A 26,354-nucleotide genomic window follows, 5' to 3' on the forward strand; every position below is an offset into this window, starting at 1 on the left:
GGCCGGCTCACCTGTAGCGGATGGTCGGGTTGATGAGGCCGTAGAGCACGTCCACGACCAGGTTGATCAGGATGAACTCCAGGGAGAACAGCAGGACCAGGGCCTGGATCACCGGGTAGTCGCGCTGGTTCACGGCATCGACGAGCAGGCGGCCCATGCCGGGCCAGTTGAACACCGCCTCCACGACGATCGAGCCGCCGAGCAGGAAGCCGAACTGCAGGCCCATCATGGTCACGACCGGGATCAGGGCGTTGCGCAGGCAGTGTTTGGCGATGACGACGCGCTCCTTGAGCCCCTTGGCGCGCGCGGTGCGGACGAAATCCTCGCCGATGACCTCCACGAAGGCCGCGCGGGTGAAGCGGGCCATCACGGCGGCCACGGCCGCGCCCAGCGTCAGCGACGGCAGCACGTAGTGCCGCCACGTGTCGGCGCCGACGGTCGGCAGCCAGCCGAGCTCGACCGAGAAGATCTGCATCAGGAGGATGCCCAGCGCGAAGGCGGGGAACGAGATGCCGGACACGGCGAGCGTCATCCCGACCCGGTCGGGCCACTCGTTGCGGTAGACCGCCGAGACGATGCCGATGATCAGCCCGAAGGCGACCGCCCAGGCCATGCTGGTGAGCGTGAGCAGAAGGGTCGGCAGGAAGCGCTCGCCGATCTCGGTCGAGACCGGGCGGCGGGTGCGGATCGAGACGCCGAGATCGCCGCGGGCGAGGTTGGCGAAGTAGCGCACGAATTGTTCCGGCAGGGACCGGTCGAGGCCGAGTTCGGTGCGCACCAGCGCCACCGTCTGGGCGTCGGCATCCTGCCCGGCCGCCAGCCGCGCCGGATCGCCGGGCAGCAGGTGGACGAACAGGAAGACCAGCACCGAGACGATCAGCAGCGTCGGCAGCAGCCCGAGGAGCCGCTTGAGCAGGAAGGTCAGCATAGGCTCGCGCCCGCGATCCGGGGTTTTCGTGAAGCGATCGCGCGGGACCTCCGCGCCGGGACGGCCATCGTCCGGGCCGCCGGGCGCGGAGGTCCGCTGTCGGCGGCTACTGAGCGACGGCGATCGCGCCGGAATCGATGTTGCCGTCGGGCATGACGTACACGCCGGAGAGCCGCGCGGAGGTCGCGTAGAGGTTCTGCTCGGTGACCAGCGGCGCCCAGGGGGCGTCCTTCATGACAATCTCCTGGGCCTTGGCGTAGAGTTCGGCCCGCTCCGCGTCGTTCGTTGAGACCAGCGCCTTGGCGAGGAGGGCGTCGAACTCGGCGTTGCTGTAATAGGCGGTGTTGTTGAGCTTCGGCGGCCACGCCTCCGTCGCCAGCAGCGGCCGCAGGCCCCAATCGGCCTCGCCGGTCGAGGACGACCAGCCGGCATAGTAGAGGCGGACGCGGGCGGTCTTCGGATCCGGAGCGGTCTGCACCCACTCGGTGCGCTGGCCGGGCTCCAGGGCCAGGGTCTGGACCTTGATGCCGACCTGCCCGAGCTGCTGCTGGAGGAACTGGATCGCCTTCTGGGCCGTGGTGGTGGTGTAAGCGCTCCAGAGGGTCGCCTCGAAGCCGTTGGCGTAGCCGGCCTCCTTCAGGAGCTGGCGCGCCTTGGCCGGATCGTAGGGCCAGGGATCCATCTTGTGGGCGTAGCGCACGCCCTGCGGGACGATCCCCTGGGCGGGGAAGGCGTAGCCCGAGAAGGCGACCTTGGCCAACGCCTCCTTGTTGATCGCGTAGTTGATCGCCTGGCGGACGCGCAGGTCGTCGAACGGCTTCTGCAGCACGTTCATGCTGAGATACCGCTCGATGATCGAGGCGTGGACCTCGATCTTCAGCTTCTTGCTGGCTTCGAGCATCTTGGCCTGCTCGTAGGGCAGCGGGAAGGCGAAGTCGGCCTCTCCGGTCTGCAGCATGGCGGCGCGGGTGCCGTTCTCGGGCACCGGCTTCCACGTGATGGTGTCGACCTTCGGGAAGCCGGCCTGCCAGTAATCGGCGAACTTCGCGCCCTTGACGTAGTCGGTCTGCTTCCAGTCGACGAAGGTGAACGGCCCGGTACCGACCGGGTGGAAGGCGATGTCCTTGCCGTACTTCTTCAGGGCCGTGGGCGAGATGATCGCCGCCGAGGCGTGGGCCAGCGAGTTGATGAACGGCCCGAAGGGCTCCTTCAGGGTGATGCGCAGGCTCGTGGGCGAGAGCACCTCGATCGTCTTGATGCGGTTGAACTGGTTGTACCGCGCGAGGTGGTTCTCCGGGTCGAGGACGCGGTCGAGATTGGCCTTCACCGCAGCGGCGTCGAACGTCGTGCCGTCGTGGAATTTGACGCCCTCGCGCAGCTTGAACGTGTAGACCAGGCCGTCGGGCGAGGTCTCGTAGCTCTCGGCCAGGACGTTGCGGACCTTCAGGTCCTTGTCGAAGCCGAAGAGGCCCTCGTAGAACGACTTGGTGACGGCGGTCGTGAGCGTCGTGTTCGTGTTGTACGGGTCGAGAGTCTCGGGCTGGCCGCTGATCGCCAGGATCGGGTCGCCCGCCGCGGCGGCGGGCGCGGCCGCCACGGCGAGCAGGCCGGCGGCGAGGAGGAAGCGCTCGAACATGGTCAGACCTCGGGGCATGGGACGATCCTGCTGGCGGGGATAGGCAATGTCAGGCGGCGAGGCCGCCGACGGTGTGGCGGGCGACGAGATGGCCGGGGCCGATCTCGACGAGGGGCGCGACCTGCGGCTCGTCGCCGATGGCCCGGACCGGGCTCGGGATCTCGTCGGTCAGGAGCCGGCGGGCGCGCAGGTGCCGGCGGGCCGGGTCGGCGACCGGCACTGCCGCCATCAGCTTGCGGGTGTAGGGGTGCTGCGGGTTCTCGAAGATCGCCCGGCGCGGGCCGATCTCGACGATCTGGCCGAGATACATCACCGCCACCCGGTGGCTGATCCGCTCGACCACGGCCATGTCGTGGCTGATGAACAGGTAGGCGAGGCCGAACTCCCGCTGGAGGTCGAGCATCAGGTTCACGATCTGCGCCTGGATCGACACGTCGAGGGCCGAGACCGCCTCGTCGGCGACGATGACCTTTGGGTTCAGGGCGAGAGCCCGGGCGATGGCGATGCGCTGCCGCTGCCCGCCCGAGAATTCGTGCGGGTAGCGCTGGGCTTGGTCGGGGGTCAGCCCGACGCGCTCGAGAAGCCACGCCACCCGCGCCTCGGCCTCCCGGCGCGTCGCGATCCCGTGGACCAGCAGCGGCTCCATGATCGAGAAGCCCACGGTCAGGCGCGGATCGAGGGACGCGTAAGGGTCCTGGAAGATGAACTGGATGTTGCGCCGCAGGCCGCGGAGCCGTCCGGGGGGCAAGTCGCGGACGTTGCCGCCGTCGAACTCGATCAGGCCGCTCTCGCTCTCAACGAGGCGCAGGAGCGAGCGGCCCGTCGTCGACTTGCCGCAGCCGGATTCGCCGACGAGGGCCAGGGTCTCGCCGGGATGGAGATCGAAGCTGACCCGCTCCACCGCGTGGACGCGGCGGCGCACGCGGTTGAGCAGGCCGCCGCGGATGTCGAACCGGGTGACGAGGTCGCGCACACGCAAGATCGGCCCGGCGCCGACGCGGACGGTATCGTGGGGCGCATCGGCCGCGGCGGGCACCCCCTCCCCTGCCGGTTGTTCCCGGGCTCCGGCCCGCAGCAGGTCGAACTTCCGCGGCAGGTCGCTGCCCGCCATCGCGCCGAGCCGGGGCACGGCCGCGAGCAGCGCCCGTGTGTAGGCGTGGCGCGGCGCGGCGAAGAGCGCGGGCGCCGCCCCCTCCTCCACCTTGTCGCCGCGGTACATGACCAGCACGCGGTCGGCGATCTCGGCCACGACGCCCATATCGTGGGTGATGAAGACGACGCCCATCTTCATCTCGGCCTGAAGGCTGCGGATCAGCTCGAGGATCTGGGCCTGGATCGTGACGTCGAGGGCCGTGGTCGGCTCGTCGGCGATGAGCAGTTGCGGCTTGCAGGACAGGGCCATGGCGATCATCACGCGCTGGCGCATGCCGCCGGAGAGCTGGTGCGGGTAGCGCGTGAGGACGTTGCGCGCCTCGGGGATGCGCACGAGGTCGAGCATCCGCAGGGCCTCGGCCCGGGCGGCCGAGGCGCTCTTTCCCTGATGGACGCGGATCGATTCCGCGATCTGGTCACCGGCGGTGAAGACTGGGTTCAGGGAGGTCATCGGCTCCTGGAAGATCATCGCGATCTCGGCGCCGCGGATCGCCCGCATCCGGGCGTTCGGGGCGGCGGCGAGGTCGAGGACCTCGCCCGAGCCGCGCCGGAACAGCATCTGCCCGGCCGCGATCCGGCCGCCGCCGTGCTCCACGAGGCGCATCAGGCTCAGCGAGGTCACGGACTTGCCCGACCCGGACTCGCCGACGATCGCCAGGGTCTCGCCGGCATCGACGTGGAACGACAGGTCGCGGACCGCCTCCACGACCCGCTCGGAGGTCGCGAAGCGGACGGTGAGGCCGCTGACGGAGACGACCCGCCCGTCGGGCATCGCGGTGGGAGAGCCGGTTCCGGCTGGGATGGTCGGCATGGCGGATCTCAGCGCGCGGGAGCCGGGACGCGGCGGGATTCGCCGAAGATCGCGGTGGTTGGCACCTCGCCGGGGCGGACGACACCGCGATACATGCCCTCGGTGTTGAACGGCATCGCGACCCGGCCGCGCGCGTCGACGGCGATCAATCCGCCGCGGCCCCCGACCGCCGGGAGAGCGTCCTCGACCACCGCCCGAGCCGCCGCCGCGAGGTCCTGGCCCCCGTAGGCCATGCGCGCGCAGACATCGTGCGCCGCCGCGACGCGGATGAAGGCTTCCCCCGTGCCGGTGCAGGAGATTGCGGCGGTCCGGTCGTCCGCGTAGGTGCCCGCGCCGATCAGCGGTGAGTCGCCGATCCGGCCGGGACGCTTGTTGGTCATGCCGCCGGTCGAGGTCAGGGCGGCGAGATGGCCGTCCCGGTCGAGGGCGACGGCACCGACCGTGCCGAACTTGCGGGTCTCGTCGAGGGGGCCCGACGCCGCGTCGTGGTCGAGGGCCACCTGCCCGGCGGCCCGGGCCCGGCGGAGCTGGTCGCGGCGGGCTTCCGTCGAGAAGAAGTCCGGCTCGACCATCTCCAGGCCGTGCTGCTCCGCGAAGGCCTCGGCGCCGGCCCCGGCCATCAGGACGTGCTCGCCCGCCTCCATCACCGCGCGGGCCGCGCGGCCGGGCCGGCGGACCCGCGCGACGCCCGCGACGGCGCCGGCCCGCAGGGTGGCACCGTCCATGATCGCGGCGTCGAGCTCGTGGGTCTCGGCGCTGGTGAAGACGGCGCCGTGGCCGGCGTTGAACAGCGGGCACTCCTCGAGGAGGTCTACGGCGACGCTCACGGCGTCGAGGGCGTTGCCGCCGTCGGCGAGGCAGGCCGCTCCGGCCGCCAGGATGTCCGCGAGGGCCGCGTGATAGCGCGCCTCGCCCGGATCATCCTGACCCTGCGCGATCGTCCCGGCGCCGCCGTGGATCACGAGAACGGGGCGGTGGTCGCTCATGGAACGGTTCCCGGAGGCGGGGTGTCGGACAGGTCGTCGGCTCCGCCCTGCGGCGGCCAGGCGGCGTAGTCGCGGTCGAGCCAGGGCAGCACCGCTTCCGTCACCCGCGTCGCGGCCGGGACGAGATCCACGGTCGCGTGGGCGAAGGCGCTCGCGAGGGCCTCGACGAGGGCCGTCAGGCTGGCATCCGAGGCCGCGAAGTAGTGGCAGTCCGTCTGGGCGTAGAGCGCGAGGGTGGCGGTCGCCACGAGGGGCGAGTGCGGGCCGTCGGTCAGCGCCAGCACCGCGGCGCCGTGCTTCCGGGCGATCTCGGCCAGCCGCACCGTGTCGGCGAAGTAGCGCGGCGTGGCGAGGGCGATGACGAGGTCGTCGGCCGTCAGCCGGCGCAGGGTCCGCGCGGCGAAGCCCGGCCCCTCCAGCGTCGCCAGCAGGTGCACGTCCTCGCGGTTCACGTCGAGGTTGCGCGCGAGGATGCCGGCCGGCCAGCTGCTGCTGCCCAGGCCCACGACGTAGACCCGTCGGGCCTGCCGGATCGCCTCGACCGCGCGGCCGCACGTTTCGCCGTCGAGCCCCCGCCGCGTCGCCTCGATGTTGCGGACGATGTCGGCCAGGGCCCCGTCGAGGATCCCGGACACGGTCGTGGGCTGCTCCCGGCCGCCGCGCAGCTTCTCGACCGGGGCGAGCGCCTTCTCGTAGCCCAGGACGAGGGCCGCGCGAAACTTCGCGTAGCCTGCGTAGCCGACAGCGCGGGCGAACCGGTTGGCGGTCGCGACGGAGACGCCGACGAGATCCGCCAGCTCGTTGACCGGGAGCGTCGCGGCGCGGAGCGGGTGATCGAGGACGAAGCGGGCAACCTGCCGATGGGCGGCGCTGAGGGACGGGTACGCCTGCGCGATGCGCTGGGCGACAGATGCTTCCCCAGGTTGCAGTGCCACGGCGCCAGGCCCGATCGAAAATTCTCAACTGAGCCGAGATTGAGAAACTTTTAGATCATTTGCAAGCCGAGACCTGCCGCTTCCGGTAGCATCCCCTGCACAAATCATCGCGTTCCATGGGTCGCCGGGAGGCGCATCGGCGGCGAACGCGCGCTGCGGCGCGCCCCGCCGCCTCTCCCCGGCCTGGCGGCATGGCTGGTCGGCCATCGCCGGCGACTGGCACCGGATCCTGTCAGCGGGTCGGCCGAAGGACGGGCGGGCTCGCGGCCGAGGGGCTTCGGCTCAGCTCACCGCGTCGAGAGGCGTCTGCGCGGTCCGAGACGCGAGCTGCTTCAGGGCGACCGCGCACGCGTTGGTGACGTGGAGGCGGGCCAGCTGCTCCGCCTGCGCGGCGTCCCGCTTCTGGAAAGCGGCCACGAGGGCGTCGATCTCGGCGAGGCTGTGCGGCAGCCGCTCCGGATGCATCAGGGATGTCGCCCGCAGCAGGTTGATCCGGGAGTAGAAGCCGCGGAGGATCTCGCGGACGAGATCGTTGCCGCAATGGCTGAGCATGACGTCGTACAGGATGCCCTTGGCGCGCAGGACGCGGTCCGTGTCGCCGCTGCCGGCGGCCTCGCGCAGATCCGCCGCGGCCCGCCCGAACTGCAGGATGGCGGCATCCGCGGCCTGCGTGGCGAATTCGTGCGCCGCGTAGCCCTCGAGGACGGCGCGCAGTGCGTAGAGCTGACGCGCCTCCTCCACCGAGATCGAGGCCACGACCGGGCCGCGATGCGGCACCGTGTGGACGAGCTTCTCGGCCTCGAGCCGGCGCAGGGCCTCGCGCACGGAGGCGCGGCTGACGCCGAGCCCCTCGCACAATTCGCGCTCGATCAGCCGCTCGCCGGGGGCGTAGACGCCCGAGGTGATCGCCTCGCGGACGGCGTCCTCGACCTTGCGACGGAGCGTGTCCGGCTGGATGGCGCTGATCTTGTTCATCGCTGGGTGTTCGGGGATCGCGGCTGGGCCGCACGGGTGACATGGCGCGGCCTCGGGTGGCAAGGCATGCCCCGCAGCGCGCCCGTCAGCCCCGGCCCCGAGCCTCCAGCTCGTCGCGCAGGATCGGCGCGGCCAGTTCCGCGCCGTGCATGCCGATCAGACTGACGATCTCCAGAACCTCCATGATCTCCTCCTTGGTCGCTCCGTAGCCGATGGCGTTCTTCATGTGCATCTTCAGTCCCGGCACGTAGAGATGGGTCGCCGCCGCGTCGAAGGCGCAGTAGACGAACTCCTTCATCTTCGGCGTGAGGACGCCGTGACGCCAGGGCCAGGCCGAGAAATCGAGATAACCTTCGAACAGGTCCGGATCGAGTTCGAGAAGGCCGTCCCAGAAGCTGTGCCAGTAGCCCCGGTCGCGGGTGAAGTCGGATTTCAGCTGCTCCTGGCGCGGCGTCAGCGGCTCGGGGCCGCTCCGCTGACCGGCCTCCTCCAGCACCTCCAGCAGCAGCGGCACGCCGATGTTGCAGGCATGGATGCCGAGCGTCGCCGTGAGCGCGAGCACCTCCGTGATCTCGTCGGCCGTCGCGCCCGCATCGAGGGCGTTGCGGATCTGGCGGCGGGTTCCGGGCGCGTAGAGATGGGTCGCGGCCGTCGCGGCCGAGAGCGCGATCAGGGCGCGGTCCTTGGCGCCGAGATGGTTCTTGCGCACCGGGACCGTCGCCAGCCGCGCCCAGGCGTCGAGGAAGCCCGGGGCCAGCTCGGCCAGAGCCGCCTGCTCGGGATCCCAGTAGCCGAGCTCGCCCTGCACGGTGTGCCGGAGGCTCTCCGGGTTCGGGGCGGTTCCGGTCATGCCGTGGCTCCGGCGTAATCGGCCTCGACCACCTCGTCCTGCCAGTCGGTCTTGCCGAGCGAGATCGCCGTGTGGATCAGGTAGCTGTCGGCGGCCGCGCCGTGCCAGTGCCGCTCGTCCGCGGGGATCCAGACGGTGTCGCCCGCCCGGATCGGCTGCGCCTGCTGGCCCGCGACGCAGATCCAGCCCTTGCCGGCGGTGACCTGCAGGATCTGACCCTGCGCGTGCGCGTGCCAGAAGGTCCGCGCGCCGGGCGTGAAGAAGACGTTGTTGATCATCACGCCGCCCGTCGACGGCATGACCGGATCGGCCCAGACCTGCCCGGTGAAGGTCGGCCCGCGGCTCTCGGATCTCGCGCTGTTCTCGCGACCGTGGAAGATCTGCATCGTATCCTCTCAGTTCTCGTGTCAGTTCTCGTGGAGCCGGACGCCGCCGGAGACGTCGCCGATGGCGTCGACGACGCGGTTGGAGATGACGTCGCCGTAGCCGAGCGCCGTGGCGAGCCCGAAGCTCGCCATCGGGCCGGACGCGTTGAGGGAGGCGACGCCGAGCTCGTGCAGGAGGTCGGTGTAGAGGACGACGTCCTTGGTCATCAGCTTGCCGGTCAGGCCGCCTTCCAGGTAGTCGCCGTCGACGATCTTCGGGAAGCGGTTCAGCGTCGCGAAGTTGACGCCGCTGGAGGCGTTCAGCACCTCCAGGAGCCGGTGCAGGTCGAGCCCGGCCTTCCGGCCCGCCACCATGACCTCCGCGGTGGCGGCGAGGCTGACCGCGTTCAGGAAGTTGTTGAGCAGCTTGGTCGTGTGGCCGGCGCCGGAGCCGCCCATCACGACGACCTTCCGGGCGATCGGCGCGAACACCCAGCCCAGCCGGTCGATGATCGCCGGATCGCCGCCGACCATCAGGGTCAGCGTGCCCGTCTCGGCCGCGGCGGCGCCGCCGGAGATGCCCGCGTCGACGTAGGCGACGCCGCGCTCCGTCAGGGCCCCGGCGATGCGGCGTGTCGAGCTGGCCGCGGCCGTGCTGAGGTCGACGACGATCTGCCCGTCCCGGCAGCCCGCGAGGACGCCGCCCTCGCCGAGCACGACGCGCTCGACCACCTTGCTGTCGGGCAGGGACATCAGGACCACGTCCGCCGCCTCGACGACCGCGGCGATCGAGGCCGCTTCCGTCGCGCCCCAGCGCGCCGCGGCCTCCGGGTCGGTGTCGAAGCCGACGACGTCGATCTCCGCCCCGGTCAGGCGACGCGTCATGCGGCCGCCCATGTTGCCGAGCCCGATGAAGCCGATCCGGTTCCCGTTCATGCTGCAACCTCCGCGCGGCGTCCGGCTCAGTGCCCGGTGCCGAAATCGACGTCCCTGGTCTCCGGCCCGATGAGCGCGCCCACGGTGCCGATCAGCCCGCCGACGATCAGCAGGGCCACGGGCGTCAGCGCGAGCGGCATCAGCGCGCTCAGCCAGTCCATGTAGAAGGCGTAGAAGGACGGGATCACCACCGAGAGGCTGAAGCCGATGCCGAAGCCGGTGGCGCGGACATCCGTGGCGAAGCGCTCGTTGATGTAGGTGACGATGACGCCCCAGGGCGACGTCACGATGACCGCCAGGAAGCTGACCAGCAGCACGCGGGTGCCGAACGCCATCCCGGGCGTGACGGTCAGCGTGTAGAGGATGTACGCGCCGACGGTCGCGATCAGCGGGCCGACGATCACGAAGAAGCGCCGGCGGCCGATGAGCTGTCCCAGCAGTCCGGAGCCGATGTAGCTGAAGAACAGGATCGTGTAGCAGATCATCAGCGTCGCGGTCAGCGCGAAGCCGTCGAGGTGCAGGGTCTTCACCAGCAGACCGGTCGGCATGTAGATCGTGATGATGTTCTGCGTCGTCCAGAAGCCGGTCATCAGCAGCAGGACTTGCAGCAGGTCGCGCCCGCCCTTCCCGGAAAGCAGGCCCGCCATGGGCGATGTCTCGGCCTGGGCCGCGCCGCCGGCCGCCTCCTTCTTCCAGACCTCCGATTCCGAGACCTTGTGGACGTAGTAGAGGGCGAGCAGGCCGGCGAGCGCCGCGCCGACGATGAAGGGAATGCGCCAGCCCCAGACCGTGTAGGGCGACCCGGGCCCGTCCAGCGGGAACAGGTAGAACATCAGCATCGTGATGAGGTTGATGCTGACATAGGCGGCCGGGAAGCCCGCGATGATCAGGCCGCCGACGAAGCCGCGCTTGTCCTTCTTCGAGTACTCGATGGCGAGCGGCATCGCCCCGGTGTAGCCGCCGCCGAGGAAGATCCCGTCGAGGAAGCGCAGCAGGACCAGCAGGATGTACGAGGCGAGGCCAAGCGTCTCGTAGCCCGGCAGCAGGCCGATCAGCAGCGTGATCACGCCGAAGCCCGCCACCGAGTAGATCGACGCGGCGCGGCGCCCGACCTTGTCGGCGATCAGCCCGAAGATCAGCGCGCCGATCGGGCGGCCGAGCAGCGTGGTGATGAACACCAGCGACGCCAGCACCGTCTCCATCTGGGGTGACAGGTTCTTCGGCTGGAACATGAACATCACCGGCGCCAGCGCGACCACCGGCAGGTAGATGTCGAACATGTCGATGTATTCGGAGAAGAACGCGCCGCGGATGGCGCTCTTCCGCTTCTCCTCGATCGACTGGGACGAGGCCGGGCGCGCGCCCGCTGCGTCCGTTGCCAAGGCCGCCGACGTGACCGACATGGCGTCTCCCTCCCTGTTGTACTGCCGCGCAACTTTTTTGACTGCGTCGGAGCGTGGGCGCGGGCGCCGAGCCCGCGCGGTCGTCCGCGGGATCAGCGCCCGCCGGCCTGCTCCGCGTCCCACGCGGCGATCGCCGCGGAGGCGGTGCGGAAGGCGGCCAGGGCCGCCGGGGCGCCGCAATAGACGAGGGCCTGCATCAGCACGGCCTGGATCTCGTCCTTGGTCACGCCGTTGTTGAGCGCGCCTTTGACGTGGACGCCGAGCTCGTGGTGCTGGTTCATCGCGGTCAGCATGGCGATGTTGAGCATGCTGCGGGTCTTGAACGGCAGCGTCTCGTCGCCCCAGACCGCGCCCCAGCAATACTCGGTCACGAGCCGCTGGACCGGACGGTTGAACGCGTCGGCATTGGCCCAGGACTTCTCGACATGGGCGGCGCCGAGGACGGTCTTGCGGTTCTCGAAACCTTTACCGAACAGCTCGCTCTCGTCGGACATCTACTTCTCCTGGTCGGGGCCGACGCGCGAAGACGCCGGCCGCATCACGCGGGACGGATCAGTCGAGGCCGAAGCCGATCATCGCCTTCGTCTCGAGGTATTCCTGGAGACCGGCCTCGCCCCATTCCCGGCCGTTGCCGGACTGGCGGTAGCCGCCGAACGGCGCGTGGACGTCCGGGGGCGGGTAGTTGATGTGGACCTGGCCGCCGACCAGCCGCCGCGCCACGGCGCGCGCCCGGTCGCGGTCTCGCCCCTGCACGTAGGCGGCGAGCCCGTAGCGCGACCCGTTGGCGATCGCGACGGCGTCGTCCTCGCTGTCGTAGGCGAGGATCGACAGGACCGGGCCGAAGATCTCCTCCTGCGCGATGGTCATGTCGGGGGTCACGTCGGCGAACACCGTCGGACGGACGTAGAAGCCGCGGTCCAGGTGGTCCGGCCGCTCCGGGCCGCCGGCGACGAGCCGCGCGCCCTCCGCGATGCCGGTGCGGATCAGCCCGACGACGCGCTCGTACTGGGTGCGGTTGACCACCGGGCCGAGATCCGTCTCGGGGTCCGCAGTCGGGCCGAGCCGGAAGCCGGAGGCCGCCTCGGCCGCGATGGCGGCCGCCTCGTCCATCCGGTCTCTGGGCACGAGCATCCGCGTCGGGATGGAGCAGGACTGGCCGGAATTGGTGCAGCAGGCCGCGACTCCGCGCCGGACCGCCTGATCGAAGTCGACGTCCTCGAGCAGGATGTTGGCGGACTTGCCGCCGAGCTCCTGCGCGACGCGCTTGATGGTCGGGGCCGCCGCCCGGGCGATCTCGATCCCGGCGCGGGTCGACCCGGTGAACGAGACCATGTCGATCCCCGGATGCGCGGCGATCGCCGCGCCGACGCCGGGGCCGTCCCCGTTGACGAGGTTGAACACGCCCGGCGGCACGCCCGCGTCGTGCAGGACCTGCGCGAACAGCATCGCGCTGACGGCCGAGTATTCGCTGGGCTTCAGCACCATCGTGCAGCCGGCCGCGAGCGCGGGGGCAATCTTCACGACGATCTGGTTGATCGGCCAGTTCCAGGGGGTGATCAGGCCGCAGACGCCGATCGGCTCGCGCCGGATCCGGGTGGTGCCGCGGTCCTCCTCGAAGGCGAAGCGCTCCATCACCTCGATGAGCGCGTTGAGGTGCGCCGGTCCCCGCGCCGCCTGCCCCTTGCGGGCGAAGCCGATCGGCGAGCCCATCTCCTGCCGGATCGTCTCGGCGAAGGTCTCGAACCGCTCCTCGAACAGCGCGAGGATCCGGCGCAGCAGCGCGACGCGCGCGGCGGGCGCCGTCTCCGAGAAGGCCGGGAAGGCGGCGCGGGCCGCGCGGACGGCCCGGTCGACATCCTCGGCACTGCCGAGCGCGAGGGTGCCGAACGCGGTCTCGGTGGCGGGATCGATCAGCGGGAACGGCCGGGCCGCGACCGGCTCGACCCAGGCGCCGTCGATGTAGAAGCGGCTCAGGTCCGGGAGTGCCATCGTCTCAGGCTCCCTTGGCCAGCAGGCGGTACATCTCGGTGTGGTCGGCCGCGGGCCCGACCTCCCCGGCGATCGCGTGCCAGGTCTCGATGCAGTGGCGGCCGAAGCCGAGCGGGTAGTCGACCGACTCGGCCAGCGCCCCGGCGATGCCGAGATCCTTGTCCATCAGCTTCAGCGAGAAACCCGAGGCGAAGCTGCCGCTGAGCATGAACTGCTTGACCTTGTTCTCGGAGGTGTTGCTGCGCCCGGACGAGGCGTTGAGCACGTCGGTCATGGCCTCCGGCGCGATGCCGAAGCGCTGGGCCACGTGGAGCGCCTCGACGGTGGCGAGCAGGCCCGCGGCGGAGACGAAGTTGTTCAGCGCCTTGGCGGCGTGGCCCGATCCCGCCGGGCCGATATGCAGGACGGAGGTGCCCATCGCCTCCAGCACCGGCCGCCAGCGGGCGAGGAGGTCCGCCGCGCCGCCGACGAGGATGGCGAGCGTGCCGTTGACCGCCCGCTTCACGCCGCCCGAGACCGGCGCGTCCAGGTAGCCGAGCCCCTTCCCGGCGAGCGTCTCGCCGAGCGCGCGGGACCGCACCGGCTCCGACGAGCTCATGTCGATCACGGTGGCGCCGGCCGGAAGCGCGTCGGCCCAGCCATCATCGAGCAGCACCGCCTCGACGATGGCCGAGTTCGGCAGCATCGTGATCAGCAGGTCGAGCCCGGCGGCGTTCTCCCGCGTGAGCGCCGTCGCGCCGAGGTCCCGGGCGAGCGCGTCGGTCCGGCCTACGTCCGCGTCGAGCAGGCGGAGCACGTGCCCCGCCTTGGCGAGGCACCGGCTCATGGGGTCGCCCATCATGCCGAGACCGATGACGCCGATGGTTCTCTGTTCCATGCCGTGAATGTCCCTCTGAGCGACAGCCGGAGCGGCCCGACGCCGCGTGTCCCCGTCAGCGCAGGGCGGAGAAGTCCGTGGGGGTGAGGAAGGTGTTCTCGATCCGGGCGACGATCGGCCGGTCCTTCTCAGTCTCGGCGCGGGCGGCGATCCAGTCCGGATCGGCCTGGAAGGCGTTCCAGCGCGCCTCGCGCTGGGCCATGTCGTCCCACTTGAGCAGGTAGGTGAGCGCGTGGTTGTCGGGACCGACGAGCGTGGTCCAGAAACCGATCTGCTCGATGCCGTATTTCTGGAAGAAGCCGAGCGTCGTGGAGCGGAACCGCTCCAGCAGGGCCGGCAGACGTGTCGGGGCGCAGTAGTAGACACGCATCTCGACGATCATGGAATCCTCCGGTCAATAGGTCGGTGAAGCGGTCGGGGGCAGGTCGACGCGCGCGATCCATCCGGCGACATCCTCGGCCGCCGGCGGGTAGATCGCGAGAACCTGCGGATCGTGGCCCGGGACAATGTGATCCTCGGATTCGGCCAGGCGCCGGACGGTCCGGTAGCCCTCGAACATGTCGCCGACGTTGAAGACGATCGGATAGGCGAGCCGGCGGCCGATATTGGCGAAGAAGTGCGCGGCGTCGGAGGCCAGAACGACCCAGCCGCGCGCCGTGCGGACCCGGACGATCTGCAGGCCATCCGAGTGCCCGCCGACCCGGTGGAGGGTGATCCCCGGATACAGCGTGTCGGTCGTCTCGCGGAAGCGGACGCGGTCCTCGAACAGCCGGTCCACCATCGCCTTCACGTCCTCGGCGGCGAAGGGGTGGCGGACCTCCGGGTGGCACATGCAGCGGCCGGTGCAGAAGGCCATCTCGCGCTCCTGGACATGGAAGCGGGCCTTCGGGAACAGGTCGTGGTTGCCGGCATGGTCGTAGTGCAGGTGGGTCAGGACGACGTCCTCGACCTGAAGCGGGTCGACCCCGATCCGCGCCAGACCCTCCTCGACCGGCCGGACGATGTCGCGACCCCGCTTCGTCGCCATCGCCCGGTCGAAGCCCGTGTCGACGACGATCGTTCGGCCAGCGCCCGCGACGACCCACACGAAGTAGTCGATCGGCATTGGCCCATCGTGGATGTCCCCGCCGATGAAGTTTTCGCGGGCCATACGGTGATGATGCGCGTACTTGATCGCGTAGATCTTGTAGATCTCTGCGTCCATGCGGGCGTTTCCTTCAGGCGGCCGGTTGAACCGGCTCTTCCTCGCGGGTGCATCTCATCCGCGACTCGAATTGAGCATATCGTCCGACAATCTGTCAATCAGGCGATACCGATTTTGACAGCCCCAGTCGATCGCCCCGCTCAGCGATGCCAAGCGCCATCAGATCGTTCGCGTGGGGTGGAACCGGCTAGCTCGACGGGGATGGCGGCTGTCAGCACCCCGCGGGCACTCCCGGACGCGGCATCAGGAATCGCGACGGACGGCCCGGGCGAGCTGCCGCGGAATGCTGCCTCGATTCCGTGACCGGCCCGCGGAGCCGATCACGCCTGCTCGTTCGGGCGGCGCATCGCGAAGCCGAAGACCCAGAGGGACAGGCCGAGATTGATCGCCGCCACGGCCAGCATGACGTCCAGCAGCGGCATGAGGCCGAACCGTTCGGCGATGTAGCCGCAGGCCAGCGGGGTGACCGCCTGACCGAGGAGCGGCAGGCGGGCGAGCCGGCCCATCGCGGCCGCGTATTCGCGCTGTCCGTAGAGCGCCAGCGGCAGCATGCCCCGCACGACGGTGCGCATGCCGTTGCCGGCGCCGTAGAGCAGCATCGCGAGCCACGCCAGCGACGGCAAAGTCGCCAGCAGCAGGAGGCCGAGCCCGACGCTGGCGCTCGACAGGAGCAGGGACCAGGCCGGATGGGCGCGGCGGCCGAAGGCGAGTTCGACGACGCGCACGCCGACCTGGGCCGGACCGATCAGGCCGGTCAGGGCCACGGCGGCGGTGCCGCCGACGCCCAGCGTCTGGAGCAGGTTGAGCAATTGCACCGAGGCGGCGGTCATGATCATCGCCGCCATCGTGAAGGTCACCGCGAGCAGGCGCTCGGCCGGCAGGCGCGCGGCTTCGGCCGACCCCGCCGGCCCGGCAGGCCGCGGCGGCGTCGGTCCTGCAGCAGCCCGGCTCCGCGCCGGAAGCGCCCAGGCGAAGAGCGGGGCCACGAAGGCGACGGACAGGATCGCGTAGGTGAGGCAGGCCCCGCGCCAGCCGACATGATCGACCAGAAACCGCGTCGCCGGCCAGCAGAGCGAGACCGCCAAGCCCGACGAGATCGCGATCTGCGTCATCGCCCCGCGTGCGGCGGGGCCGTAGGCCTGGCCGATCGCGGCGAAGAGGGGATCGTAGAGCGCGGCCGACATGCCGAGACCGGCGACCACCCAGGCGAGCAGGAAGACCGGCAGGGTCTGGGCGACCGCCATCAGCACGAGGCCGGCCGCGATGATCGTGGCACCGATGACCAGGACCGGCCGCCCGCCGTGGCGCCGGATCATGCGGCCGACGAAGGGCGCCGGCAGACCCGACACGAAGATCGCCAGCGATAGGGCACCCACCACCATCGCCTGCGGCCAGCCGGTCTCGGCGACGACCGGGTCCGAGACGACCGCGGTGAGGAAGAAGGTGCCGCCCCACAGGACGATCTGCGTCACGCCGAGGGCGGTGTTGCCGGCGAGGGTCGGCCGCGGCGGCACCTCGGTTGGCTCGGAACTGCGCGCAAATGGGGCGCCGGGCACGATGATGATGTCTCCGCTGGGTCGCGTTCGAGGCTGCAGGGCCTCACCCTTCACTAGCGCGCCGCCGGGCGCTCCAGCCCCGCAATCCTTGATCTGCAGCCGTGCGCGCGCTTCGGAGGTCGCGGCGATTGCGACGGCAATTGGGATTCAAGACCTCAAGGGATCCTCGGGCAGGAACCGCGCGACCGCGTCGTGGATCGTCGCGGCGAACTCCGCTTCCCGACGCTCGAATTCATCGAGCAGGCCGGACACCGCGACCGCCAGCGGGCGGCCCCTGCTGTCGATGCGCTTGGGCAGCGGGACCGCGATCGAGCCGGCGCCCGGCGTGACGAGGCCGCGGGAGAAGAAATGCCCGTCCCGCCGCAGTTGGGCCAGATTGGCCAGGACGGCCGCGAGCGCGATCGGCGGCTGCCCGGCCGGCGCCTCGGCGTTCGTGCGGCGGACCAGCGGACCGATCTCGGCCTCCGGGCTGTCGGCAAGGAGCGCGGTGCCGGTCGCCGACCAGACGACGAGGCGGCGCGTCCCGGGCGGGACGTGGAAGCGCATGGCGGTGCGCGCCTGCAGGACGTGGACGTATTGCGAGAAGATCGCGTTGCGCGCGGCGAGGATCACCGTGCCGCCCGTGCGCTCCGACAGGTGCTCGAGCATGCGCACGAGGCTGCCGTCGCGCACCGGCCCCTTGTCGAGCCACGCGCCGAGGAGCGCCACACGAGGCGACGGCAGGAAGCTGCGGCTCGCCGGGTCGTAGTCGAGGTACCCGAGCCGGACGAGGCTCTTCAGGAGCACCGACGTCGACGATTGCGGGACCTTCAGCCGCTCGGCGATCTCGGAGACACGGGCCTCGCGCTGGATCTCGTCGAACATCTCCAGGATCTGGAGCACCCGTCCGGCGGACTTCACCAGGGCCAGATCCGAGCCGGCGGGATCGGCCCCGACCGTCAGATCCGTGCACGCGGCGCCCCGCTCGCCGACGCGCTCACCCATGCCGGGACCCGCGGAACGGGGTCCCCGGAAGCCGCATGGCGCAAGACGGCCCTGCGCGTCCCTGCCCGAAGCCGTGGTGATCGCGGCGCATCGCCGGCGCGTCCCCGTTGCTGCGACGCGACCCCGGATCGTCGTCGATCGGCAGTATAGCGCCGGCACGATCGGTGGCCACCATCACGGATGTGATATTCTTCAGCAGATGGGCGATGGCGGTTGAAGCCGGGTCCGCGCTCTGCCCTATTCGTCCGCGGTGTCGCGTCGGTCTGACCAACCGGCACCGGGAGACCGCGCGGCAAGCGCGGCCCTGTCCGGGAGGAATGCCGATGTCGATCCGCCACGCGGCCGTCGCCGCGCGCCTCCTCGTCGCCGCGCTGACGCTTCCGGCCCTCGCCGGGGCGGCGCGGGCCGAGACGGCCTCCGTCCGCATCGGCCTGCAATACGGCCTCGTCTACCTGCCGGTGATGATCGCGCAGAGCGAGGGGCTGTTCGACAAGCGCGCCAAGGAAGCCGGGCTCGAAGGGCTGACCGTGACGCTGACCCGCTTCAGCGGCTCGACGGCGATGAACGACGCGCTGCTCTCCGACAGCGTCGAGCTCGGCACCCTCGGCTCGGCTGGCGCCCTGATCGCCTGGGACAAGACGCGCGGGAGCCAGCAGATCAAGAGCCTCACCGCCCTGAGCTCGGTCGTCTACACGCTGTTCACAGGCAAGCCCGGCGTCGCCGCGCTGAAGGACTTCACCTTCGGCGACAAGATCGCGGTCCCGGCCTTCAACTCGCCCCAGGCGATCCTGCTGCGGGTCGCGGCGGCCCAGCAGCTCGGCGCCGCGGCCAAGGCCGACGCGCTGATGGTGAGCCTGCCCCATCCGGACGCCACCGCGGCGATGCGCGCCGGACAGGGCATCGCCGGCTACTTCGCGACGCCGCCGTTCACGCAGGTCCTGCAGGCGGACCCCAAGATCCGGGCGATCATGACCTCGACCGGCCTGATCGGCAGCGGCGACATCACCGCCGCCACCCTGAACGCCAAGCAGGGCTTCGTCGACGCGAACCCGAAGGTCGCGCAGGCGATCCGCGCCGGGATGGAGGACGCGGTGGCGCTGATCCGGAGCGACCCTAAGCGCGCGGCGACGATCTACCTCGCCTCCGAACAAGTGCAGATCGACCGCGCGCAGGTCGAGACGATCCTGACCGACGGCTCCATCGTCTACGACGTGGCGCCCAAGGGGATGGTGAACCTCGCCAAGGCGATGGCGACGCAGGGCTTCCTGCGGAAGGTGCCGGGCGACTGGCAGGAGATCTTCTTCCCCGGCCTCCAGGGCCGCGACGGGAGCTGAGCGACGCGGATCCGGCGCCGCCCACACGTCCCATCGCTCATGGAACCTCGGATGCACAGCTTCCGCTTCAGCGCCGAGCCGCTCCCGCCCGAGGTCGAGGCCGCCCGCGCGTCCATCCGCGCCTTCCTCGACGCGGAACGGGAGGCCGGGCATTTCGTGCCGCACCGGACCTCGTGGACGACCTTCGACGCCGCCTTCAGCCGGCGCGCCGGGGCGGCCGGGTTCATCGGCCTGACCGTGCCGGAGGCCTATGGCGGCCACGCCCGTTCCGGCCTCGTCCGCTTCGTCGTCACCGAGGAGATGCTGGCGGCCGGCGCGCCCTGCGGCGCCCACTGGATCGCCGACCGCCAATCCGGCCCGCAGATCCTGCGGCACGGCACCGAGGCGGCCAAGCGGGCGATCCTGCCGCGCATCTGCCGGGGCGAGTGCGCCTTCGGCATCGGCATGAGCGAGCCGAATTCCGGCTCGGACCTCGCCGCCGTGCGGACTCGCGCGGTGCGCGACGGCGACGATTGGGTCATCAACGGCTCCAAGATCTGGACGACGAACGCCCATCAGGTCGACTATCTGCTGGCCCTGGTTCGGACGGGCGAGCCCGGGCCGGACCGGCACGGCGGGCTGACCCAGTTCATCGTCGACATGGCCGCCCCCGGGGTGACGGTGCGCCCGATCCTCGACCTGTCGGGCCATCACGAGTTCAACGAGGTGTTCTTCACCGACTACCGCGTTCCCGACGCGATGCGGGTCGGCGCGGAGGGCGATGGCTGGAATCTCGTCACGGAGGAGCTCGCCTTCGAGCGCTCGGGACCCGACCGGTTCCTGTCGGATTACCGCCTGCTCGTCGAACTCGTCGACCGGATCGGGCCGGAACCGGACCGTTTCCAGGCGGTCGAGACCGGGCGGATGGTGGCGCAGCTCACCGCGCTGCTGGGCATGTCGGCCTCGGTGGCCCGCCTCCTCGACCAGGGCATCGTGCCGGGCGTCGAGGCGGCCCTGGTCAAGGACGTCGGCAACGGCTTCGAGCGCGCGGTGCCGGAGATCGCCCGGCGGCTCGTGCCGGTCGAGCCGAGCCTGTCGGCGCAGGGCGACGCCTTCCGCGAGGCGCTCGGCGGCGTGACCCTGCGGGCGCCGTCCTTCACCCTGCGCGGCGGGACCCGCGAGGTCCTGCGCGGCGTCATCGCCCGGGGGCTGGGGCTGCGATGAGCCGGATGGACCACGCGGTGGAGGCCGGCGACATGGTCGACGGGATCGTCCTCGATCAGGTCGAGCGGCTGCTCGCCCAGCACCTCACGCCGGCGCTGCTGGCGGCGTGCGATGGGGCCGTGGACGCGACAGCCTGGCCGGCGGATCTCTGGACGGCGCTCGCCGAGAGCGGCCTGCCGCTGGCGCTGGTGCCCGAGGCGGAGGACGGGATCGGCCTCGCCGCGACGACGGCCGCCCGGCTGATCCGGCGCTGCGGTTGGGCCGCCCTGCCCCTGCCGCTGCCGGAGACCGTCGTGGGCGCGGCGCTCTGGAGCGCGGCAGGCGGGGACGCGAACGCGGACGCCCTGTCGCTTGTCCCGGGCGGCCCCGTGCGGATCGCACCCCACACGGACGGCTTCGTCTTGGACGGCCGGGTCGCGCAGGTGCCCTGGGGCGGTTCAGTCGCGTCCCTGCTCCTCGATGCCGTCGACGCGACGGGCGAGCCGCACCTCGTGCGGATCGCCGCGCCCGGCACGATCCGAGACACGCACCACAACCTCGCCGGCGAGCCGCGCGACACGCTCGACCTGACCGGCTGCACCGTCTCCACCGACGAAGTCCGGGCTGCGCCGGGCTGGGCCACCGGAGCGGGTGTGCCGGCCGTCGAGGCGGTCGGTGCCTGGGTCCGGGCGCAGCAGATGGTGGGTGCCCTGGAGAGCTGTCTCGGCTCCGCCCTCGATCATGCGCAGGAGCGGCAGCAATTCGGCCGGCCGCTCGCCAAGTTCCAGGCGATCCAGCACATGCTGGCCGAGGCCGCGGGCCACGTCGCGGCGGCGAGTGCGGCCGCCGACCTCGCGGCCGCCTGCTGGGGCGACCCGCGTTTCGTCCTCGCCACCGCCATCGCGAAGGCGCGCTGCGGCGAGGCGGCGGGCCACGTCGCGGCGATCGGCCATCAGATCCACGGGGCCATGGGCTTCACTCAGGAGCACCCGCTCCACCGCGCGACGCGGCGGCTGTGGTCCTGGCGCGACGAGTTCGGATCCGACGCCCTCTGGCAGGAGCGGATCGGGCGCGCGGTCTGCGCGTGCGGCGGCGCGGCCCTCTGGCCGATGCTGGTCCGGCTCCGGGGCGGTGCCGGCTGAGATGGGAGACCTTTGCGTGCCGGATCACTCCGCCGAGACTCACTCTGCCGAGACGAACAAGGCCGGGCCGCTCGCGGGCGTGCGGGTCGTCGATCTGACCAGCGTGATCATGGGCCCCTCGGCGACGCATATCCTCGCCGATCTCGGCGCCGACGTGATCAAGATCGAGACGCCGGAGGGTGATTCCTTCCGGCACTACCGGCCCGCCCGGGGCGCCGGGATGGGCGGCAACTTCCTGCACCTCAACCGCAACAAGCGCAGCGTGCGCCTCGACCTGAAGCGGGCCGCGGCGCGGGCCGCCCTGGACCAGCTGATCGCCACCGCAGACGTGTTCGTCCACTCGATGCGGCCGGACGCGATCCTGCGCCTGGGCTACGGCTACGAGCGCGTGCGCGCGCTCAAGCCCGACATCGTCTTCTGCGGCGCCTACGGGTTCGGGGCCGACGGCCCCTACGCCCACAAGGCGGCCTACGACGACCTGATTCAGGCGGGCTCGGGCCTCGCGGCGCTCCAGACGGCCGCCACCGGCCGGCCCGGCTACCTGCCCACCGTGCTGTGCGACAAGATCGCCGGCCAAGCCATCGCCTGCGCGATCCTCGCCGCCCTCTACGAGCGCCGGGCCGGCGGTGGCGGGCAGGCGGTCGAGGTGCCGATGTTCGAGACCATGGTCGAGTTCAACTTCGTCGAGCACATGGTCGGCTACGCCTTCGAGCCGCCGCTGGGGCCGCCGGGCTTCAACCGGGTGCTGAGCCCGAAGCGCAAGCCCTACCGCACCCGGGACGGCTACGCCTGCATCCTGCCCTACTCGGACCGGAACTGGCGCGACTTCTTCATCCATACCGGCCGGCTCGAATTCGTGGACGATCCGCGCTTCGCGCCGCTCGCCGTGCGGGTGGAGAACATCGAGATCCTCTACGCGCTGGTCGAGGAGGAGGCGCCGCGCAGGACCACCGCCGAGTGGGTCGCGTTCTGCGACTCGGTGAGCATCCCGTGCATGCCGGTCCTCGGGCTGGAGGACCTGCCGGAGGACGAACACCTGAGGGCGGTGGGCTTCTTCGGCACCGCCGAGCACCCGAGCGAGGGGGCCTACCGGACCATGCGCCGGCCGGTCTCGTTCAGCGGCAGCCGGTTCGCGATCCGCCGCCACGCCCCGCGGCACGGCGAGCACACCGCCGAGGTCCTGGCCGAGGCCGGGCTCGACCCGGCCGAGATCGCGGCCCTGATCGACGCGCCGGGCGAAACCCACCCCGCGCCCCTGGAGGCCGCCCGATGAGTGCCGAGACTAGGACCCGCGACGCGGGCGAGGACCTGCTGTTCTCCGTCGCCGAGGGGGTCGCGACCATCACGCTGAACCGGCCCGAGCGGAAGAACGCCTTCACCTTCCCGATGATCGAGGCCTGGACGGCGGCCCTGCAGCGCTGCCGCACCGACGCGGCGATCCGCGTCGTGGTCGTGACCGGAGCGGGCTCGGCCTTCTGCAGCGGCGGCGACATCGTCGAGATGGGCGAGCGCCTCGACCAGCCGCCCGCCCGGCGCAAGGACGAGCTCCACGGGCGGATCCAGCGCATCCCGCTGACGTTGGAGGATCTCGACAAGCCGGTGATCGCCGCGCTGAACGGCGTGGCCACCGGCGCGGGCCTCGACCTCGCCCTGATGTGCGACCTGCGCTACGCCGCGCAGAGCGCCCGCTTCGCCGAGACCTACGTGCGGGTCGGCCTGGTCCCGGGCGCGGGCGGCGCCCATTTCTTGCCCCGGCTCGTCGGGACCGCGAAGGCGCTGGAGCTGTTCTTCACCGGCGATTTCGTCGATGCCGACGAGGCCCTGCGGATCGGTCTGGTCAACGGCGTTCACGCCGACGCCGACCTGATGCCGGCCGTCGCGGCGCTGGCGCGGAAGATTGCCCAGGCGCCGCCGCTGACGCTGAGCCTGATCAAGCGCGCGGTCTATCAGGGCTTGCGCAACGACCTGCGCACCAACCTCGACCTGATCTCCTCGCACTACGCCGTCGTCACCGCGACCCTCGAGCATCGGGAGGCGGTGCAGGCCTTTATCGGCCAGCGCGACAGGGGCTGAACCACCGGCGCGAACAACATCTCCCCCCGGGCATCACGCTTTCATGCTTGTCGCCACCGCGACTACCTGCAAGTCTATCCAAAATTCAATCCGCGCAACGACGCGGAATCAGTCTGGGAGGACGCGATGATGGCTCGGATTCTCGGTGCGCTCGTGTGTGCGCTCGCCCTCGCGGCGCCGGCCGCGGCGCAGAGTCCGATCGTCATCAAGTTCAGCCACGTCGTCACCACGGACACGCCCAAGGGTCAGGGCGCCGAGCGGTTCAAGCAGCTCGCCGAGGAGCGCACCAAGGGCGGGGTCAAGGTCGAGATCTATCCGAACAGCACGCTCTACAAGGACAAGGAAGAGGTGGAGATGCTCCAGCTCGGCGCCGTGCAGATGCTGGCGCCGTCCACGAGCAAGTTCGGCCCCCTCGGCGTGAAGGAATTCGAGGCTTTCGACCTGCCCTTCATCTTCCCCAACGAGCAGGTGCTCCGCCGCGTCCAGGACGGGCCGATCGGCCAGGGCCTGTTCAAGAAGCTCGAATCCAAGGGGATCAAGGGCCTCGGCTACTGGGACAACGGCTTCAAGATCCTCACCGCCAACAAGCCCATGCACGCCCCCGAGGACGTGAAGGGCCTGAAGTTCCGCATCCAGTCCTCGAAGGTGCTGGAGGCGCAGTTCAAGCAGCTCGGCGCGCTACCGCAGGTCCTGGCCTTCTCCGAGCTCTACCAGGCGCTGCAGACCGGTGTGGTCGACGGCCAGGAGAACCCGCCGTCGAACGTCACGACCCAGAAGATCAACGAGGTGCAGAAGCACGCCACGCTGACCTATCACGGCTACATCGGCTACGCGGTGATCGTGAACAAGGGCTTCTGGGACGGCCTGCCCGCCGACATCCGCACGACGCTCGAGGGCGCGATGAAGGATGCGACCGCCTACGAGCACGAGATCGCCGACAAGCAGAACGAGAAGGCGCTCGCCGACATCCGCGCCACGGGCAAGACCGAGGTCTACACCCCGACCGAGGCCGAGAACGCCGCGTGGCGCAAGGCGCTCGCACCGGTCCAGCGCGAGATGGCCTCCCGCGTCGGCAAGGATCTCGTCACGGCGCTCAACAAGGAAGCCGAGGCGGCGCCGAACAACTGATCCTGCCGCCGCGCCGCCCGGACCGACCATGTTGCTGAAACTTCTCGATCGGCTCGAAGAGGTGCTGATCGGAACGCTGATGGCGGCCGCGACCGTCATCACCTTCGCCACGGTGGTGCACCGGTTCCTCTCCGGCATCCCCGCGCTCCAGGACTACACCGACCGGATCGACTTCGGCTGGTCGCAGGAACTGTGCATCTACATGTTCATCTGGGTCGCGAAGTTCGGCGCGGCCTACGGCGTGCGCACCGGCATCCATGTCGGCGTCGACGTGCTGGTCAACCGGCTGCCGCCGGGCGCGCGTCGGATCATGGTCCTGGTCAGCCTCGCGGCGGGCGCGCTGTTCACCGGGATCGTCGGCACGCTCGGCGCTAATTTCGTCTGGCGCATCGGTCACACCGACCAGACGACGCCCGACATGGAGATCCCGGTCTGGATCGTCTACCTCGCGATCCCGCTCGGCTCCTACCTGATGTGCTTCCGCTTCCTGCAGGTCGCGTGGGGCTACTGGACGACCGGGCACCTGCCCGCCCGCGACCACGCCCATGTCGACGGCGTCCCGACCGTCGAGGGCGTCGACCCGGTCCAGCTCGGCCGCGAGGGAGGCCCCGCATGAGCGGCCTGATCATCTTCGGGCTGCTCATCGCCCTGATGCTCACCGGCATGCCGATCTCGATCGCGCTCGGCCTGACGGTGCTGACCTTCCTGTTCACCCTGACGCAGGTGCCGATCGAGAGCGTCGCGCTCAAGCTGTTCACCGGGATCGAGAACTTCTCGATCATGGCGATCCCGTTCTTCATCCTCGCCGGCAACTTCCTGGCCCATGGCGGCGTGGCACGGCGGATGATCGCCTTCACGACCTCGCTCGTCGGGCACTGGCCGGGCGGCCTCGGCCTCGCCGGCGTGGTCGCCTGCGCGCTGTTCGCCGCCGTGTCGGGATCGAGCGTGGCGACGGTCGTGGCGATCGGCTCCATCATCCTGCCGGCCATGGTGGCCGAGGGCTACCCAAAGCGCTTCGGCGCCGGGGTGATCACCACGTCGGGGGCGCTCGGGATCCTCGTGCCGCCCTCGATCATCCTCGTGCTCTACGGCGTGTCGACGAATTCCTCGATCGGCAACCTGTTCCTCGCCGGGGTGATGCCCGGCATCGTCCTGTCGGCGATGCTGGCGACCGTCACCTTCGTCATCGCCAAGCGCCGCGGCTATCCGCGCATGCCGAAGGCCTCCTGGGCCGAGCGCCTGCGCGCCTTCCGCGAGAGCGCGTGGGGCCTGTTCCTCGTGGTGATGGTGATCGGCGGCATCTACGCGGGCATCTTCACGCCGACCGAGGCGGCCGCGACCGCCGCCGTCTACGCCTTCGTCATCGCGGTGTTCGTCTACCGCGACCTGAAGCTGTCGGACGTGCCGCGCGTGCTCCTCGCCTCCGCCAACATGAGCGCGATGCTGCTCTACATCATCACCAACGCGGTGCTGTTCTCGTTCCTGATGACCTCGGAGAACATCCCGCAGGCGATGGCGGCGTGGCTGATCGCCATGAATTTCAGCCCGCTGATCTTCCTGCTCGTGGTCAACATCATCCTGCTGATCGCCGGCAACGTGATGGAGCCGTCCTCGATCCTGCTGATCATGGCGCCGATCCTGTTCCCGATCGCCGTCAAGCTCGGGATCGACCCGATCCATTTCGGGATCATCATGGCGGTCAACATGGAGGTCGGCCTGTGCCATCCGCCGGTCGGGCTCAACCTCTACGTCGCCAGCGGCATCGCCCATATGGGCATCTCCGAGCTGACGGTCGCGGTGCTGCCCTGGCTCCTGACGATGCTGGCCTTTCTGGTCCTGGTGACCTACTGGCCCGCCCTGTCCCTGTGGCTTCCCCGGGCGCTCGGGGCGATGTGACGGGCGCGCGCC

General features: G+C 70.6%; 25 protein-coding genes. 8 read left to right on the top strand and 17 right to left on the bottom strand.

Translation table 11 applies throughout. The annotated features are described in order from the left end of the window. Positions 1 to 7 precede the first annotated feature (7 nt). The 17 genes from gsiC to J3A75_RS22670 form a co-directional block, all read right to left on the bottom strand. A complete protein-coding gene (gene gsiC, locus J3A75_RS22590) occupies positions 8 to 928 on the bottom strand; it encodes a glutathione ABC transporter permease GsiC (protein ID WP_058608377.1) in 921 nt (306 codons plus the stop codon). 106 nt (positions 929 to 1,034) lie between these two features. Next, positions 1,035 to 2,582: a glutathione ABC transporter substrate-binding protein GsiB gene (gsiB, locus tag J3A75_RS22595; protein WP_245364404.1), complete on the bottom strand. Its 1,548-nt coding sequence runs from the start codon at positions 2,580 to 2,582 to the stop codon at positions 1,035 to 1,037. 31 nt (positions 2,583 to 2,613) lie between these two features. Beyond that, complete coding sequence (locus J3A75_RS22600; protein ID WP_209650776.1) at positions 2,614 to 4,527, bottom strand: dipeptide ABC transporter ATP-binding protein; 1,914 nt, start codon at positions 4,525 to 4,527, stop codon at positions 2,614 to 2,616. An 8-nt stretch (positions 4,528 to 4,535) separates the two neighbouring features. Beyond that, positions 4,536 to 5,513 carry an isoaspartyl peptidase/L-asparaginase family protein gene (locus tag J3A75_RS22605; RefSeq protein ID WP_209650777.1) on the bottom strand — a complete coding sequence of 326 codons (978 nt, stop codon included), beginning with the start codon at positions 5,511 to 5,513 and terminating at the stop codon, positions 4,536 to 4,538. Further along, complete coding sequence (locus J3A75_RS22610; RefSeq protein WP_012320190.1) at positions 5,510 to 6,448, bottom strand: MurR/RpiR family transcriptional regulator; 939 nt, start codon at positions 6,446 to 6,448, stop codon at positions 5,510 to 5,512. Before J3A75_RS22610 ends, J3A75_RS22605 begins: the two co-directional genes overlap by 4 nt. 282 nt (positions 6,449 to 6,730) lie before the next feature. Continuing rightward, entirely contained in the window at positions 6,731 to 7,423 is a 693-nt protein-coding gene (locus J3A75_RS22615; RefSeq protein WP_024829429.1) for a GntR family transcriptional regulator, read from the bottom strand. Between the two features lie 85 nt (positions 7,424 to 7,508). After that, positions 7,509 to 8,273 carry a carboxymuconolactone decarboxylase family protein gene (locus tag J3A75_RS22620; RefSeq protein ID WP_209650778.1) on the bottom strand — a complete coding sequence of 255 codons (765 nt, stop codon included), beginning with the start codon at positions 8,271 to 8,273 and terminating at the stop codon, positions 7,509 to 7,511. Further along, a complete protein-coding gene (locus tag J3A75_RS22625) occupies positions 8,270 to 8,659 on the bottom strand; it encodes a cupin domain-containing protein (protein ID WP_043074082.1) in 390 nt (129 codons plus the stop codon). The genes J3A75_RS22620 and J3A75_RS22625 overlap by 4 nt, the downstream gene beginning before the upstream one ends. 21 nt (positions 8,660 to 8,680) lie before the next feature. Then, the gene (locus J3A75_RS22630; protein ID WP_209650779.1) at positions 8,681 to 9,574 is read right to left on the bottom strand and encodes an NAD(P)-dependent oxidoreductase; all 894 of its coding nucleotides are present in this window, start codon (positions 9,572 to 9,574) and stop codon (positions 8,681 to 8,683) included. A gap of 26 nt (positions 9,575 to 9,600) precedes the next feature. Continuing rightward, on the bottom strand, positions 9,601 to 10,977 hold the full coding sequence (locus J3A75_RS22635) for an MFS transporter (RefSeq protein WP_209650780.1): 1,377 nt from the start codon (positions 10,975 to 10,977) through the stop codon (positions 9,601 to 9,603). 92 nt (positions 10,978 to 11,069) lie between these two features. Then, positions 11,070 to 11,471 (bottom strand): carboxymuconolactone decarboxylase family protein, encoded by a 402-nt coding sequence (locus J3A75_RS22640; protein ID WP_059408311.1) that lies wholly within the window; start codon positions 11,469 to 11,471, stop codon positions 11,070 to 11,072. Between the two features lie 58 nt (positions 11,472 to 11,529). Beyond that, positions 11,530 to 12,966 carry an aldehyde dehydrogenase family protein gene (locus tag J3A75_RS22645; RefSeq protein ID WP_076729084.1) on the bottom strand — a complete coding sequence of 479 codons (1,437 nt, stop codon included), beginning with the start codon at positions 12,964 to 12,966 and terminating at the stop codon, positions 11,530 to 11,532. A gap of 4 nt (positions 12,967 to 12,970) precedes the next feature. Next, complete coding sequence (locus tag J3A75_RS22650; RefSeq protein WP_012320198.1) at positions 12,971 to 13,843, bottom strand: NAD(P)-dependent oxidoreductase; 873 nt, start codon at positions 13,841 to 13,843, stop codon at positions 12,971 to 12,973. A gap of 55 nt (positions 13,844 to 13,898) precedes the next feature. Then, positions 13,899 to 14,225, bottom strand: a complete 327-nt coding sequence (locus J3A75_RS22655) for an NIPSNAP family protein (protein WP_012320199.1) — start codon at positions 14,223 to 14,225, stop codon at positions 13,899 to 13,901. A 12-nt stretch (positions 14,226 to 14,237) separates the two neighbouring features. Next, a complete protein-coding gene (locus J3A75_RS22660; RefSeq protein ID WP_043074087.1) occupies positions 14,238 to 15,047 on the bottom strand; it encodes an N-acyl homoserine lactonase family protein in 810 nt (269 codons plus the stop codon). Positions 15,048 to 15,367: 320 nt separating this feature from the next. Continuing rightward, positions 15,368 to 16,561 carry an MFS transporter gene (locus J3A75_RS22665; RefSeq protein WP_312892747.1) on the bottom strand — a complete coding sequence of 398 codons (1,194 nt, stop codon included), beginning with the start codon at positions 16,559 to 16,561 and terminating at the stop codon, positions 15,368 to 15,370. A gap of 189 nt (positions 16,562 to 16,750) precedes the next feature. Beyond that, positions 16,751 to 17,587 (bottom strand): IclR family transcriptional regulator, encoded by an 837-nt coding sequence (locus J3A75_RS22670; protein ID WP_209650782.1) that lies wholly within the window; start codon positions 17,585 to 17,587, stop codon positions 16,751 to 16,753. 323 nt (positions 17,588 to 17,910) lie between these two features. On the opposite strand from J3A75_RS22670, the gene J3A75_RS22675 reads away from it, so the two are divergent. The 8 genes from J3A75_RS22675 to J3A75_RS22710 all read left to right on the top strand — a co-directional run bounded on the left by J3A75_RS22675 (position 17,911) and on the right by J3A75_RS22710 (position 26,342). Beyond that, complete coding sequence (locus J3A75_RS22675) at positions 17,911 to 18,921, top strand: ABC transporter substrate-binding protein (protein ID WP_024829417.1); 1,011 nt, start codon at positions 17,911 to 17,913, stop codon at positions 18,919 to 18,921. Positions 18,922 to 18,972: 51 nt separating this feature from the next. Further along, entirely contained in the window at positions 18,973 to 20,124 is a 1,152-nt protein-coding gene (locus tag J3A75_RS22680) for an acyl-CoA dehydrogenase family protein (protein WP_070999906.1), read from the top strand. Between the two features lie 5 nt (positions 20,125 to 20,129). After that, the gene (locus J3A75_RS22685; RefSeq protein WP_070999907.1) at positions 20,130 to 21,245 is read left to right on the top strand and encodes an acyl-CoA dehydrogenase family protein; all 1,116 of its coding nucleotides are present in this window, start codon (positions 20,130 to 20,132) and stop codon (positions 21,243 to 21,245) included. 16 nt (positions 21,246 to 21,261) lie between these two features. Beyond that, entirely contained in the window at positions 21,262 to 22,518 is a 1,257-nt protein-coding gene (locus J3A75_RS22690) for a CaiB/BaiF CoA transferase family protein (RefSeq protein ID WP_245295803.1), read from the top strand. Further along, on the top strand, positions 22,515 to 23,318 hold the full coding sequence (locus J3A75_RS22695) for an enoyl-CoA hydratase/isomerase family protein (protein WP_070999908.1): 804 nt from the start codon (positions 22,515 to 22,517) through the stop codon (positions 23,316 to 23,318). The genes J3A75_RS22690 and J3A75_RS22695 overlap by 4 nt, the downstream gene beginning before the upstream one ends. Positions 23,319 to 23,444: 126 nt before the next feature. Further along, the gene (locus tag J3A75_RS22700; protein WP_083374378.1) at positions 23,445 to 24,446 is read left to right on the top strand and encodes a TRAP transporter substrate-binding protein; all 1,002 of its coding nucleotides are present in this window, start codon (positions 23,445 to 23,447) and stop codon (positions 24,444 to 24,446) included. 28 nt (positions 24,447 to 24,474) lie between these two features. Continuing rightward, the gene (locus tag J3A75_RS22705) at positions 24,475 to 25,062 is read left to right on the top strand and encodes a TRAP transporter small permease (protein WP_053621018.1); all 588 of its coding nucleotides are present in this window, start codon (positions 24,475 to 24,477) and stop codon (positions 25,060 to 25,062) included. After that, positions 25,059 to 26,342, top strand: a complete 1,284-nt coding sequence (locus J3A75_RS22710) for a TRAP transporter large permease (RefSeq protein ID WP_070999909.1) — start codon at positions 25,059 to 25,061, stop codon at positions 26,340 to 26,342. Before J3A75_RS22705 ends, J3A75_RS22710 begins: the two co-directional genes overlap by 4 nt. Positions 26,343 to 26,354: the final 12 nt, after the last annotated feature.

This window comes from Methylobacterium sp. PvP105 (assembly GCF_017876975.1).
In the GTDB taxonomy this organism is placed as follows: domain Bacteria; phylum Pseudomonadota; class Alphaproteobacteria; order Rhizobiales; family Beijerinckiaceae; genus Methylobacterium; species Methylobacterium radiotolerans.

What these genes read in the sequence shown, in the direction of transcription:
- J3A75_RS22620 (WP_209650778.1), bottom strand. Translation starts at nt 8,273, where the DNA reads ATGACCGGAACCGCCCCGAACCCGGAGAGCCTCCGGCACACCGTGCAG.
- J3A75_RS22705 (WP_053621018.1), top strand. Translation starts at nt 24,475, where the DNA reads ATGTTGCTGAAACTTCTCGATCGGCTCGAAGAGGTGCTGATCGGAACG.
- J3A75_RS22660 (WP_043074087.1), bottom strand. Translation starts at nt 15,047, where the DNA reads ATGGACGCAGAGATCTACAAGATCTACGCGATCAAGTACGCGCATCAT.
- J3A75_RS22635 (WP_209650780.1), bottom strand. Translation starts at nt 10,977, where the DNA reads ATGTCGGTCACGTCGGCGGCCTTGGCAACGGACGCAGCGGGCGCGCGC.
- J3A75_RS22710 (WP_070999909.1), top strand. Translation starts at nt 25,059, where the DNA reads ATGAGCGGCCTGATCATCTTCGGGCTGCTCATCGCCCTGATGCTCACC.
- J3A75_RS22600 (WP_209650776.1), bottom strand. Translation starts at nt 4,527, where the DNA reads ATGCCGACCATCCCAGCCGGAACCGGCTCTCCCACCGCGATGCCCGAC.
- J3A75_RS22630 (WP_209650779.1), bottom strand. Translation starts at nt 9,574, where the DNA reads ATGAACGGGAACCGGATCGGCTTCATCGGGCTCGGCAACATGGGCGGC.
- J3A75_RS22695 (WP_070999908.1), top strand. Translation starts at nt 22,515, where the DNA reads ATGAGTGCCGAGACTAGGACCCGCGACGCGGGCGAGGACCTGCTGTTC.
- J3A75_RS22605 (WP_209650777.1), bottom strand. Translation starts at nt 5,513, where the DNA reads ATGAGCGACCACCGCCCCGTTCTCGTGATCCACGGCGGCGCCGGGACG.
- J3A75_RS22670 (WP_209650782.1), bottom strand. Translation starts at nt 17,587, where the DNA reads ATGGGTGAGCGCGTCGGCGAGCGGGGCGCCGCGTGCACGGATCTGACG.
- J3A75_RS22655 (WP_012320199.1), bottom strand. Translation starts at nt 14,225, where the DNA reads ATGATCGTCGAGATGCGTGTCTACTACTGCGCCCCGACACGTCTGCCG.
- J3A75_RS22650 (WP_012320198.1), bottom strand. Translation starts at nt 13,843, where the DNA reads ATGGAACAGAGAACCATCGGCGTCATCGGTCTCGGCATGATGGGCGAC.
- J3A75_RS22615 (WP_024829429.1), bottom strand. Translation starts at nt 7,423, where the DNA reads ATGAACAAGATCAGCGCCATCCAGCCGGACACGCTCCGTCGCAAGGTC.
- J3A75_RS22645 (WP_076729084.1), bottom strand. Translation starts at nt 12,966, where the DNA reads ATGGCACTCCCGGACCTGAGCCGCTTCTACATCGACGGCGCCTGGGTC.
- J3A75_RS22675 (WP_024829417.1), top strand. Translation starts at nt 17,911, where the DNA reads ATGTCGATCCGCCACGCGGCCGTCGCCGCGCGCCTCCTCGTCGCCGCG.
- J3A75_RS22640 (WP_059408311.1), bottom strand. Translation starts at nt 11,471, where the DNA reads ATGTCCGACGAGAGCGAGCTGTTCGGTAAAGGTTTCGAGAACCGCAAG.
- gsiC (WP_058608377.1), bottom strand. Translation starts at nt 928, where the DNA reads ATGCTGACCTTCCTGCTCAAGCGGCTCCTCGGGCTGCTGCCGACGCTG.
- J3A75_RS22700 (WP_083374378.1), top strand. Translation starts at nt 23,445, where the DNA reads ATGATGGCTCGGATTCTCGGTGCGCTCGTGTGTGCGCTCGCCCTCGCG.
- gsiB (WP_245364404.1), bottom strand. Translation starts at nt 2,582, where the DNA reads ATGCCCCGAGGTCTGACCATGTTCGAGCGCTTCCTCCTCGCCGCCGGC.
- J3A75_RS22625 (WP_043074082.1), bottom strand. Translation starts at nt 8,659, where the DNA reads ATGCAGATCTTCCACGGTCGCGAGAACAGCGCGAGATCCGAGAGCCGC.
- J3A75_RS22680 (WP_070999906.1), top strand. Translation starts at nt 18,973, where the DNA reads ATGCACAGCTTCCGCTTCAGCGCCGAGCCGCTCCCGCCCGAGGTCGAG.
- J3A75_RS22685 (WP_070999907.1), top strand. Translation starts at nt 20,130, where the DNA reads ATGGACCACGCGGTGGAGGCCGGCGACATGGTCGACGGGATCGTCCTC.